Below are 11,882 nucleotides of genomic sequence, written 5' to 3' on the forward strand. Positions count from 1 at the left end.
ATGAAACAGGAAACGGCATGACCGAAGCCATGCCGTTCCTGCGAAAACTTATTACTTTCTTATGACCCCCGGCCATGTGGCAGCGGGTATTTTTACACATTTCAGGTCCGGACTGTGGAAAATTCAGATCTCCTCCGGGCCCTCCGGATGGCCGCCGAAGGCCTCCACGGCCCGGGCGTCGGCCTCACGCTTCTCCTCGATGGCCTCCTTGAGGAGCATATCCTTCACCTTCATCAGGCGGATGGTGTTGGACCGCTCGTTCTCGTCCAGCTTCATGGAGATATACTTGATGGCCTCCTGCATCTGGGGGATCTTCACATACTCCAGGGCGTTGACCCGGCGGCGGGTCTTTTCGATCTCCTCGGCCAGCAGCTGGGAGGTCTTTTCGATCTGGGCCAGGCGGAGCATGTCCTGGAACACCCCCGCCAGGGCGTCCACCGCGTCGTCCAGCTCGCCGGAGGTGGCGGCGAAGCCATAGGGGTAGATCTCCCCGGCGTCGCTGCTCTTGGTCTTGAAGTGGTACTCCGGCACGTTGACCGACATGATGTTGTGGAAGGTCATGTCCAGCTCCACGCTCTGCTTGGGGTAGAGCAGGGACTGCTCCAGCATCTCGGCGGACATGAGGGCGGAGGCAACGGTGAAGGACCCGTGGGAGCGCATGAGCCCCTCCTCCACCTTTTTCCGCAGGGCGCGGTTCTCCCGCACCACGTCCAGGAACTGCTTCATCAGCTCGTCCCGCTTGTCCTTGAGGAGCTTGTGGCCCCGCTGGGCGGTCTTGAGCCGGGTCTTCAGCCGGGTGAGCTCCATCCGGGTGGGGTTTACATTGATGGCCGGCAAGGGATTCGCCTCCTTTCAAAGTCGGATTCGCCGGTCTGCCTCTCCGCCTGCTCCGGCGGAGAGGTGGGGCGTCACTCCGCCTTCTTGGGGAGGTACTTGTCGATGAGCTCGGGCTTGATGCGCTTGAGCTCGCTTCTGGGCAGGATGCTCAGCAGCTCCCAGCCCAGGTTCAGGGTCTCCTCGATGGAGCGGTTCTCCTCGTTGCCCTGGGCCACGTACCGCTTCTCGAACTCGTCGGCGAACTTGGCGTACAGCAGGTCGGTGGGAGAGAGGGCGCTCTCGCCCAGGATGGACATGAGCTCCTTCATCTCCTTGCCGGTGGAGTAGGCGGCAAAGAGCTGGTTCATGGTGCCGGCGTGGTCCTCCCGGGTCTTGCCGGCGCCGATGCCCTTGTCCTTCAGACGGCTCAGGGAGGGCAGCACGTCCACGGGGGGGATGATGCCCTTGCGGTAGAGCTCACGGGAGAGGATGATCTGGCCCTCGGTGATATAGCCGGTCAGGTCGGGGATGGGGTGGGTCTTGTCGTCCTCGGGCATGGTGAGGATGGGGATCATGGTGATGGAGCCGGGGCAGCCCAGACGGCGGCCGGCCCGCTCGTACATGGTGGCCAGGTCGGTGTACAGGTAGCCGGGGTAGCCGCGGCGGCCCGGGACCTCCTTCTTGGCCGCGGACACCTCCCGGAGGGCCTCGGCGTAGTTGGTGATATCGGTGAGGATGACCAGCACGTGCATGCCCTTCTCAAAGGCCAGGTACTCGGCGGCGGTGAGGGCCATACGGGGCGTGGAGATGCGCTCCACGGCGGGATCGTTGGCCAGGTTGGTGAAGAGCACGGTGCGGTCGATGGCGCCGGTGCGGCGGAACTCCTCCACGAAGAAGTTGGACTCCTCGAAGGTGATGCCGATGGCGGCGAAGACCACGGCGAAGTTGGACGCGCCGTCCAGCACCTTGGCCTGGCGGGCGATCTGGGCGGCCAGGGCGGCGTGGGGCAGGCCGGAGCCGGAGAAGATGGGCAGCTTCTGGCCGCGGACCAGGGTGTTCAGACCGTCGATGGTGGAGATACCGGTCTGGATGAACTCGTTGGGGTAGTCCCGGGCGGCGGGGTTCATGGCCAGGCCGTTGATGTCCCGGCGCTCCTCAGGCAGGATCTCGGGGCCGCCGTCAATGGGGCGGCCCATGCCGTTGAACACCCGGCCCAGCATGTCGCCGGACACCGCCAGCTCCAGGGGGTGGCCCAGGAAGCGGATGCGGGACTCCTTCAGGTTGATGCCGGCGCTGGCCTCAAAGAGCTGGACCACGGCGTTGTCGCCGTTGACCTCCAGCACCTTGCAGCGGCGGACGTCCCCGTTGGGCAGCTGGATCTCGCCCAGCTCGTCGTAGGTGACGCCCTCCACCTTGCGCACCACCATCAGAGGGCCGTTGATCTCCTGTATGGTTTTATACTCGCGGATCATGCCTCCGCCTCCCCTCTCTCGGCCACGGCCTCGATCTCCCGCTCCATCTGGGCGGCGATGTCGGCGTACTCGGCCTGATACGTGCTGCTCTCCACGCTCTTGGCCCGGCCGATGCGCTCCCGGGACGGGATCTCAAAGAGGGCCTGCACGTCCGCCCCCCGGAGAATGGCGGCCCGGCAGAGGCTGTCATAGCGGAGGATCATGGCCAGCAACTTCTCCTGCCGGTCGTACTCGGAGAAGCTGTCCACGTCCACAAAGGCGTTCTGCTGGAGGAAGTCCTCCCGGACCATCTTGGCCGTCTCCAGGGTGAGCTGGTCGGCGGGAGACAGGGAGTCCTTGCCCACCAGCTGGACGATCTCGTTCAGGCTGGCCTCCTCCTGGAGCAGGCTCATGGCCTTGTCCCGGTCGATGAGGAAGGTCTTGCCCAGATGCTCGTCAAACCAGGGCTTCAGGGAGTCCAGGTACAGGGAGTAGGAGTTGAGCCAGTTGATGGCGGGGAAATGGCGCTTGTAGGCCAGGCTGGCGTCCAGGGCCCAGAACACCTTGACGATGCGCATGGTGGCCTGGCTGACGGGCTCGGACAGGTCGCCGCCGGGAGGCGACACGGCGCCCACGGCGGTCAGGCTGCCCCGGCGGTCCCCGTCGGAGCAGATGCAGGACACGCTGCCCGCCCGCTCGTAGAACTGGGCCAGGCGGCTGGACAGGTAGGCGGGGTAGCCCTCCTCGCCGGGCATCTCCTCCAGACGGCCGGACATCTCGCGCAGGGCCTCGGCCCAGCGGGAGGTGGAGTCGGCGATGACGGCCACGTCGTAGCCCATGTCGCGGAAGTACTCGGCGATGGTGATGCCGGTGTAGATGGACGCCTCACGGGCGGCCACGGGCATATCGGAGGTGTTGGCGATGAGCACGGTGCGCTTCATCAGGCTCTCGCCGGTGCGGGGGTCCTTCAGCTCGGGGAACTCCCGCAGCACGTCGGTCATCTCGTTGCCGCGCTCGCCGCAGCCGATGTAGATGACGATGTCCACGTCGGCCCACTTGGCCAGCTGGTGCTGCACCACGGTCTTGCCCGAGCCGAAGGGGCCGGGAACGGCGGCGGTGCCGCCCTTGGCGATGGGGAACATGGTGTCGATGATGCGCTGGCCGGAGCACAGGGGAGCCTTGGGGGGGTATTTGTGCTTGTAGGGGCGGCCCACACGGACGGGCCACTTCTGCATCATGGTCAGCTCATGCTTGTCGCCGTTCTCGTCCCGGAGGACGGCCACGGTGTCCAGCACGGTGAAGGACCCGGCCTGGATGGACTCGATGGTGCCCTTCAGGCCCACGGGGACCATGATCTTGTGGAGCACCACGGCGGTCTCCTGGACGGTGCCGATGACGTCGCCGGCGGACACAGCGGCCCCGGCCTCAACAGTGGGGGTGAAGTCCCACTTCTTCTCCCGGCTCAGGGCGGGCACCTGCATGCCGCGCTGGATGGTGGCCCCGGCGATCTTCATGATCTCCTCCAAGGGGCGCTGGATGCCGTCGTAAATGTTCTCAATCAGGCCGGGGCCCAGCTCCACGGACAGAGGGGCGCCGGTGGTCTCCACCACAGCGCCGGGGCCCAGGCCGGAGGTCTCCTCGTAGACCTGGATGGAGGCCGAATCCCCGTTCATGGTGAGGATCTCTCCGATGAGCTTCTGCTCGCCCACCCGGACCACGTCGGCCATGTTGGCGTCGGACAGGCCCGCGGCCACCACCAGGGGGCCCGAGACCTTGACGATTTTTCCGCTCAATGTTTCAACCTTCTTTCTGACAAACGCTCAGGCGCGCGAAGCTCCAATATGCGCGCTCCGGCGCTTCAGGTCTGAATTGGTAAGGTGACAGGTTTGCCGGTGGATGGGCTTTTATAAGATGTCGGCGCCCACGGCCCGCTCCACGGCGATTCTGATGTTGTCCATGCCGATGCCCAGGCTGCCGGCCTTGCCGGGGATGAGGATGATGGCCGGGGTCAGCTCGTCCTTGTAGCGGTCGATCTCCGGGCCCATCTCGGCGGCGTACTGCTCGGTGAGGTACACCACGGCGCAGTTCTCCTTGGCCAGGCGGTGGAGGATGGTCTTGGCCTCCTCCACGGTCTCGGCGGGGCAGACCTCCAGCCCCAGGGCCTTGAAGCCCATGACGCTCTCCCGGTCCCCCAGGACGGCGATTTTCCAGTTAGACATAGCTCTCACGCAGCCTTTCCCGGATGGTATCCGCGTCCAGCCCGGCCAGACGGCCGGAGAGGATGACCCGCACGTTGGTCAGCTCGGTCTCCCGGGCGGCCAGGTAGCCGATGAGGGGGGCCTCGCCGAAGGCCACGTACCGGGCCCCCGCCAGGTAGGCGGTGACGGCGTCGTCACAGAGCTTCTCAAAGTGGGTGAGCCGTCCCCCCGCAATGGCGGCGGTGCCGGCGGCGGCCGCATCCCGCAGGGCGGAGGTGGTGTAGATCTCCTCGATGGAGCCGCCGGAGGACACGGCGGAGAGGATCCGCCCGGTGTCCACGTTGCCGCCCCGGAAGAGGACGCCCTTGAGGAACTCCGCCCCCTTGCCCATGCGCAGGGTACGCACCACGCTGCGCAGGTTGGCCGCGTCCACGGTGATGCGGACGTACCCGGCCAGGAAGGCGCTGCCCGACTTGCTGGCGATGTCGGCCATGTCGGCGTAGCAGGCCCGGTCCAGCACGAAGTCGGCCAGCTGGGGGTCGCCGGTGGTGCCCAGCACCTCCCGGGCCTCCCCGGCGGCGGCCTGGAGGATACCCGGCAGGCCCCGCAGGTCGCCGGAGCGGAGCTTCTCCGTCAGCTCCTCCACGCTCACCCGGCCGGCGGACACCAGAAGCCGCTCCGGGTCCACCCCCATGGCCTCGGCCTTGAGCAGGGTCTTGATGTTGTGGTAGTCGTATTTGACCTTGAAAACCTCCAGAATCTCCGGATGAGGGGCGGAGGAGGTGAGATCCTTCAGCGTCTTGTCCCGCTCCTGGGTCAGCACCCGGTCCAGCTCATCCAGATCCACTCTGGGCATGTCGGGCCAGCCGCACTCGGTGAGGACCTTGACCGCGTCCTCCGGCGTTCTGGCCTCCAGCATGCGCTCCAGCCGCTCGCCGTTGAGGAGGTTGCGCTCCATGGACTTGATGCGGGTGGAGAGGAAGAGGTAGTCGGTGTCTTTGATCTTTGGCAAGCCGTGATTCCTCCTTTCGAGAGGAAGTGATTCCGGGCGGCTCTCCCGCCCCGGGCTGGGAAATTAGTCGAAGAGGACCTTGGCCACCTCGCCGGAGATGTTCTCCCGCTGGAGGCGGACCAGAGTCTCAAAGGTACAGTTGGTCTCCACGTCGCCGTCGGACAGGATGATGCCGCCCTTGATGGGCCGGGTCTCCTCGGCCAGGGTGAGCATGCCGGTGCCCGCCAGGATGGCGGAGGCGCCGGTGACCACCTTGTCCAGGATGGCGCCGGCCTTGGTGTCGGTCAGGTCGTTGGGGAGACGGGGGGCCACCTTGCGGGCCAGGGCGTCGTTGGCCTTGGTGACCACGGCCTTGCCCACCCGGTTGCGGTCCTTCTGGGAGAAGATGACCTTCTCCCGGCCGGTGCGGGCGGCCTTGACGGCCAGGGCGGCCAGGAGCTCGATGTACTCCTCGTCGGGGAGGGTACACAGCTTTTCCAGCGCCATGGTGAAGGCCTCGTCCAGCACCTCCTGCTTGGCGGCCAGGACCAGCTTGCGGGATTCCATCTCCGCCATGCTCTCCAGCCGCTTTTCCCGCTCGGCGGCGGCGCTCTCACCCCGGGCCACGATGGCGGCGCTCTCCTTGTCCGCCTGCTCCCGGCAGCGGCGGGTGATCTCGTCGGCCTGAGTCCGGGCGGTGGTCAGGACCTCGTTGATCTCCCGCTGGGCGTCGTCCTCCATGCGCTGGGTAATCTTTTCAATTCCATTCATGGCGTTTCACCTCAGGCGGCGAAGAAGAAGATCATCAGGAAGGAGGCCAGCAGGCAGAGGATGGCGTAGAACTCCACCATCAGGGCCATCAGGATGCCCTTGGAGGCCTGGTCGGGGCGCTTGGCTACGATGCCGATGCCGGCGGCGGCGCAGCGGCCCTGGGCGACGGCGGTCACATAGCCGCCGATGGCCATGGGCAGGCAGGCGCCGAACACGGCGATACCGGCGCCGATGTCCAGGGTGGGCACGCCGCCGAGCAGGCCCATGTTGAAGATGGCCCAGAACCAGATGACCAGGCCGTACAGGCCCTGGGTGCCGGGCAGGAGCTGAAGGATCAGGGTCTTGGCGAACTTGCTGGGGTCCTCGGACACCACGCCGGCGGCCGCCTCACCGGCGATACCCACGCCCCGGCCGGAGCCGGCGCAGGACATACCAACCGCCAGGCACGCGCCGATAAAGGCGATGCCGGTACCGATCAGGTTTTGCAGTTCCATAACTTATTCCTCCTCAATGATATCCACGTATTTGGTATTGTAGGTCATGGGCTGGAAGGCCTGGCCGCCCTCCTCGTAGAACTTGCCGAAGAACTCCAGGTACTGGAGTCGGGCCGCGTGGACATAGGTGCCGATGATGTTGACGCCCACGTTGAACACGTGGCCGATAAGGAACACCACCACGAACAAAATGACGCCGCCCACGCTCAGACCGCCCAGGGTACCCAGGGTGTTCATTACGCTGGCGATGACAGAGGTGGCCAGCATGAGGGCCATCAGACGGGAGTAGGACAGCACGTCGGACAGCCAGCTGGTCACGTCATACAGGCTGGCCACGCCGCCGAACAGCTTGCCGAAGAAGCCCCGCTTGGTGTGGCCCTGGGTGGCGATGAGGATAACGCAGCCCACCAGGATCCACCACCAGGGCTGGCCGGCGGCCACCAGGCCGATGGACCCGAAGAAGAGCCACCAGGGCACCACATCCAGCAGTCCGTCGGCGGGATGGCCGTCCCGGAAGCACATATAGATGTGGATGCACTGGCCGAACACCAGCTGGATTACGCCGATGACCACAGCCATAATCAGGGTGGTCATGGGGTCGTTGATGGGGTTGACGATAATACCGTTGCTGAAGGTCTGGAGCCACTGAGGCAGTCCCTCCATCGGGATGCCGAACATCTGCTCAGCCACCTTGGGGATCACGTCGCCGAAGAATCCGCCGGTAAAGATGCCGCAGATGAAGGTGGAGATGCCCATATACTGGCCCAAACGGAACATATAGCCCATCGTGCCCTTGGGGTTGTACTTCCTGGTGATGACAAAGCTGATGGCCCAGATGATGATGCCGTAGGCCACGTCAGCGAACATAAAACCGAAGAAGAACAGGAAAAACCAGAAGATCAGGGGGTTGGGGTCGATACCCCGGTAGGCGGGCAGGGAGTACATCTCGGTGACCATGTTGATGGGGGTCATCCACTTGGGGTTGTGGAGCAGGATGGGGGGCTCCTCCTCTTCCAGGGGGTCGGAGGTCTCCCAGGCGCAGGCGAATTTCAGCATCTCCGACTCGGCCCTGGGGATGCCCGGCTCGCTGATCCACCCCTCCAGGAACACCACGGTGCCGTTGGTGAGCAGGCGCTCCTTGGCGCTCTCCTTGCTCAGCTCGGCGGTCAGCCGGTCGGCGCACACCTGGAGATCCCGGCGGCAGTCCGCCATGGCGGCGATCTCCCCGGCTGTCTTCTCCCGGCGGGCCCGGAGTTCCTCCAGCTCGCCGTCAATGCGGGCGATGTTCTCCTCCGCCGTACCGTTGAGATCCTTGAAGGTGACGGTGGAGAAGGACCAGGGGCGGACGGTCTCGGTGACGGTCTCCGCCTCGGCCCGGTGACACATGATAAGCAGATACTGCAATTCCCGGTCGGCGCTGACGGGGAACAGCTCCGCCGAGGGGGCCGCCTGGGCCAGCGCCTGGCGGACCTCCCTCAAGTCCACCGCCGCGGGGCAGGTGTGGAAGGAGACCCGGGCGTGCTCCGTGCCGCCGGTGTTCAGGTTCAGGTCCAGGCCGGACCAGGGCACCAGACTGGCCCGTTGGCCGGTGAGCCGGTTATCCTGGGTGAACAGCTGGGAGATGCGCTGCACCCGGGTGTTGATCTCCGCCGCGCTGTGGAGGGCGGAGTTCATGGCCGCGTCGCTCATGAACTCCTGTTCCTTGATGGTGCGGCGGTGGATGAACAGGCCTTTTTTCTCGGGCGCGTACTTCTGCAGGGCTTCCAGCGCACCGTTGACGGCGTTCTGCCTGGCCTTCACATCGCTCAGAGCGGAGGTATCCCGCTTGAGCAGGGCCATCCACTCCGGGTCGCTGAGCTCCGCCTGGGGCTCGGTGACCTCCACACACCCGGCGTGCAGCAGCCGCTGGAGCAGCTCGTCCCGCTGGGAGGCCAGGGCGATGACCCGCAGCCGTTTCATCTTGACGATGGCCATTAGATGCTCACAACCCTTCCGACTATCAGTTCCACCGCCGCCGGCAGCCGCTCACGGGCGGCAGACCGGAGCGCATCACAGGCGCTGCGCTTTTCCGCCAGGATCTCTTCGGTACGGCGGGCTGCGCGGCTCTCCGCCTGGGCCATGGCCTCCTTGGCCTGGGCCTCGGCCTGGGCGTTGGCCTGCTCGATCAGTGCCCGCCCTGCCTTTTCCGCGTCGGATACCAGCTTTTTGGCCTCAGCGGCCGCGCCTGCCCGACGGGACTGGGTGTCCTGCTCTGCCTCCGTGATCTTTTTCATCGCTTCCAGGGACATGATTTCACCGCCTTCCAGTGTGGGACCTTCAAATTAAATTCTCCCACTTATATAGAATAATAGACGAGTCCGCAATAGATTGCAAGCATTTTTACCCGAAACGCTCTGCTCCAACCGGTTGTATTTTGGCAGAAACAGCACAATCAAATTCTTTTTTATGCTGCCAAATAATTTTTCTTGCTTTTTCCGTCATCTTTTTCCCACGAAAAAAAGATGTGAAACACAGGTGTGTTTCACATCTTTGTGAAGATATTCTGCTTATTGGGGCAGTACGGCCCAGCTGTAGGGCAGGTCTCCGATGGGGGCCTGGTCCAGGATGACCACCAGGTTCTCCTCCGGGTTCTCCATGCCCGCCTCCCGCAGGGCGGGGTAGTAGTCCGCCGGGTCGCCGCCGTCCAGCTTCACATAGAGCCGGTCCGCCGCGGCGCACAGGCCGGACAGAGTCTGGCCGCTGAGGGGATTGCTCCCCTGCGCCAGGGTGGTCTTGTCGGTGACAATGGACAACAGCGGCGCGTTCTCCCCGGTGCCGATAGCCTGGCGCACCTGCTGATAGAAGGCGTCTACCGTCTGGCTGAAGGTGTCCGGGTTGTACCGGTCCCCGGTGAGGATCAGGGACAGGTCGCCCTCGGTGGGGAAGGCGGCGTAGTCCAGGATGATCTCGTCAAAGCCCAGGCCGGCCAGCTCGCTGCACACGCCGGCCAGATAGGCCCGCACGTCGGCGTTCTCCGGGGTCATCCAGCGGATCTCCCCGGGGCCCCGCCAGTTGCCGATGCTGGTGCGCAGGGCCAGCTGGTTGTTCTGGTAGGGGGCGGTGTTGTCCCGGAAGCAGGACACATAGGCCGCCGTGTCCATGGCGGAGCACAGAGCGGTCAGGTCCCCGTTGCGGGCGGTATCCGCCGAAGAGGCCCCCACGGACTGGGCCACCGTCTGGGCGGAGGTGTACCCCAGCAGGCCGTCGATGCCCTTCATGGTCAGGATGGGGGCGGCGTCGCTGCCGCCGGTATAGGCCGTCAGGTCCAGTCCTCCCGCCGCGTACAGGTTCTGCACTCCGCCGCCGGCGATCAGGCTGTCGGGCAGGGCCACCGCCCGGGTGTACACCGGTTCAGGCTCCGGCGAGGGCGTGGGCTCCGGCGTGGGCGAGGGAGAGACCACCACGATGGACGGGGTCTCCTCGGTCTCGCTGGGCGGCGGGGATTCCTCCTCCCGGTTCAGGAAGGGCAGGTCAAAGTAGATGCCCCCGGTGGAGGAGACCACCATATACCGCTGGAGGAAGAAAAAGGCCCCCACCAGCAGCACCAGCACCACGGCCAGCACGGCGATCACGAACTTCAAAAAGGTACGGAGCTTGGACTTGCCCCGGTAGGCCCCGTATCCGTAGTGATTCCTTCTTCTCATGGAAATGTCCGTCCTTTCCCGGTCAGCTCAGTTCTGCCGGTTCCATAATACCCCGTGTGCAGGTATCATATCACATGCCGGGAAAAAAAGCATCCCCTTTTGGTCTCAGGAGTCTCCGCACTGGGTCAGGGCCTGGTCCAGTTTTTCCAGCGCGGTGAGGACCATCTCTCTGTCCTGGGGCTCCATGGTGTTGAGCACCGTGGCAAAATAGCCCGAAACATCGGTTTTGGCCTTCTGCCGCAGGTCCTGATACTTCTCCGTGGCGGTGACATAGATCACCCGGCGGTCGGTCTCAGACCGCTCCCGGCGGGCCAGCTCCAGCTTCTCCAGCCGGTCCACGATGCCCGAGACGGTGGAGTTGGCGCTGCCGGTCCGCTCGGCCAGGGCACTGATGGGCATGGGTCCGTCCTCTCCCAGCACGGTCAGCACCAGGGCCTGAGGAAAGGTCAGGTTCAAACGGCCGAAATGGCTGCGAAAATGCTGGGACATATGCTGCGTCACCCGCAGGTAGCTCATTAAAATATCATTGGATTCCTTCATCCGCGTCCGTTCCTTTCTTCCGGCAGGCGGACCCGCCGGATACTTCGCTTCGCGCACGAAAAAAGCATACCCCCGGGCTTCCGCTTTGTCAATGAACACGGAAAAAGGTTCATCGTTTGTTTACACATATGTCACATTTATTGAAGATTTCCCCCTCAAGGGCAAAAAAAGTGCCGTGCTGTCTTTCGCTCACGTCCAATCCTTCCACACGTCGGGGCAGTACCCCACGGTGGCCTGGCGGCCGTTGCGCACCACGGGGGTGCGGATGAGTCTGGGGTTATCCAGCAGCTTCTCCAGCTTGTCCCCCTCCCCAGCCAGGTAGCGGAGGATGGCCGCGTCCGGGTTGTCCCAGTCCACCAGGTTCTCCAGCCCAACCGCGTTCTTCACGCTCTGGAGCTCCCCACGGCTCATGCCGAACTTCACCAGGTCCACCGCCTGGAACTTGATCCGCCGCTCCTTGAAGTACCGCTCCGCCTTCTTGGTGTCAAAGCACTTGGACTTGCCGAAAATCTGGATATTCACCCTTATTCTCCTCCAATATACACGAATCTGGGGCCGGAGTACCCGTCCCGCTCCACATGCTCGCTCCACATGGCCGCCGGGCGCACCCACATGCCCCCCTCGCCGTACAGGGGCTGGTAGACCACCATCAGCTCCTCCGTCTCCGAATGGCGGGCGGTGAAAAACACCCGGTACTCCCTGCCCTTGAAATGCCGGTAACGGCCCGGCCTGATCTCCTCCATGGTCACTGCTCCTCTCTCCGGGCCAGGCCCGGACTGCTGAAAACAGGATACTTGATTTTGGCCGAAAAAGAAAGTCCCTTTTGGAATTTCCCCTGCCGCCGGAGATACGCTCCCCCTGTCCTTCCCCTGCGGCCATGCACGCCGCACGCGGACATACCTTTATATATAAAAGGAGCGCGGAGACCCACCGGCGGC

Annotated in this window: 13 protein-coding genes; all 13 read right to left on the reverse strand. The window is 64.4% G+C overall.

The annotated features are described in order from the left end of the window. Positions 1 to 123: 123 nt before the first annotated feature. The 13 genes from Q0K23_RS05115 to Q0K23_RS05175 all read right to left on the reverse strand — a co-directional run bounded on the left by Q0K23_RS05115 (position 124) and on the right by Q0K23_RS05175 (position 11,687). A complete protein-coding gene (locus Q0K23_RS05115; protein WP_294518687.1) occupies positions 124 to 837 on the reverse strand; it encodes a V-type ATP synthase subunit D in 714 nt (237 codons plus the stop codon). A gap of 71 nt (positions 838 to 908) precedes the next feature. Further along, a complete protein-coding gene (locus Q0K23_RS05120; protein WP_294518689.1) occupies positions 909 to 2,288 on the reverse strand; it encodes a V-type ATP synthase subunit B in 1,380 nt (459 codons plus the stop codon). Then, entirely contained in the window at positions 2,285 to 4,060 is a 1,776-nt protein-coding gene (locus tag Q0K23_RS05125) for a V-type ATP synthase subunit A (RefSeq protein WP_294518692.1), read from the reverse strand. The genes Q0K23_RS05120 and Q0K23_RS05125 overlap by 4 nt, the downstream gene beginning before the upstream one ends. A gap of 111 nt (positions 4,061 to 4,171) precedes the next feature. Further along, positions 4,172 to 4,486 carry a V-type ATP synthase subunit F gene (locus Q0K23_RS05130; protein ID WP_294518695.1) on the reverse strand — a complete coding sequence of 105 codons (315 nt, stop codon included), beginning with the start codon at positions 4,484 to 4,486 and terminating at the stop codon, positions 4,172 to 4,174. Then, complete coding sequence (locus tag Q0K23_RS05135) at positions 4,479 to 5,477, reverse strand: V-type ATPase subunit (RefSeq protein WP_294518698.1); 999 nt, start codon at positions 5,475 to 5,477, stop codon at positions 4,479 to 4,481. The genes Q0K23_RS05130 and Q0K23_RS05135 overlap by 8 nt, the downstream gene beginning before the upstream one ends. A 63-nt stretch (positions 5,478 to 5,540) precedes the next feature. Further along, positions 5,541 to 6,227, reverse strand: a complete 687-nt coding sequence (locus tag Q0K23_RS05140) for a V-type ATP synthase subunit E (protein WP_294518701.1) — start codon at positions 6,225 to 6,227, stop codon at positions 5,541 to 5,543. Between the two features lie 11 nt (positions 6,228 to 6,238). Beyond that, on the reverse strand, positions 6,239 to 6,721 hold the full coding sequence (locus tag Q0K23_RS05145; RefSeq protein WP_294518704.1) for a V-type ATP synthase subunit K: 483 nt from the start codon (positions 6,719 to 6,721) through the stop codon (positions 6,239 to 6,241). 3 nt (positions 6,722 to 6,724) lie between these two features. After that, on the reverse strand, positions 6,725 to 8,695 hold the full coding sequence (locus Q0K23_RS05150; RefSeq protein ID WP_294518708.1) for a V-type ATP synthase subunit I: 1,971 nt from the start codon (positions 8,693 to 8,695) through the stop codon (positions 6,725 to 6,727). Continuing rightward, positions 8,695 to 9,009: a hypothetical protein gene (locus tag Q0K23_RS05155; RefSeq protein WP_294518711.1), complete on the reverse strand. Its 315-nt coding sequence runs from the start codon at positions 9,007 to 9,009 to the stop codon at positions 8,695 to 8,697. The genes Q0K23_RS05150 and Q0K23_RS05155 overlap by 1 nt, the downstream gene beginning before the upstream one ends. 258 nt (positions 9,010 to 9,267) lie before the next feature. Next, entirely contained in the window at positions 9,268 to 10,404 is a 1,137-nt protein-coding gene (locus Q0K23_RS05160) for a putative glycoside hydrolase (protein ID WP_294518713.1), read from the reverse strand. A gap of 105 nt (positions 10,405 to 10,509) precedes the next feature. Next, positions 10,510 to 10,944: a MarR family winged helix-turn-helix transcriptional regulator gene (locus tag Q0K23_RS05165; RefSeq protein ID WP_294518716.1), complete on the reverse strand. Its 435-nt coding sequence runs from the start codon at positions 10,942 to 10,944 to the stop codon at positions 10,510 to 10,512. A 189-nt stretch (positions 10,945 to 11,133) separates the two neighbouring features. Continuing rightward, positions 11,134 to 11,466: an arsenate reductase family protein gene (locus Q0K23_RS05170; protein ID WP_294518719.1), complete on the reverse strand. Its 333-nt coding sequence runs from the start codon at positions 11,464 to 11,466 to the stop codon at positions 11,134 to 11,136. A gap of 2 nt (positions 11,467 to 11,468) precedes the next feature. Beyond that, positions 11,469 to 11,687 carry a DUF1653 domain-containing protein gene (locus Q0K23_RS05175; RefSeq protein ID WP_294518722.1) on the reverse strand — a complete coding sequence of 73 codons (219 nt, stop codon included), beginning with the start codon at positions 11,685 to 11,687 and terminating at the stop codon, positions 11,469 to 11,471. Positions 11,688 to 11,882: the final 195 nt, after the last annotated feature.

The organism is uncultured Pseudoflavonifractor sp. (assembly GCF_944387275.1).
GTDB classification, from domain to species: Bacteria; Bacillota; Clostridia; order Oscillospirales; family Oscillospiraceae; genus Pseudoflavonifractor; species Pseudoflavonifractor intestinihominis.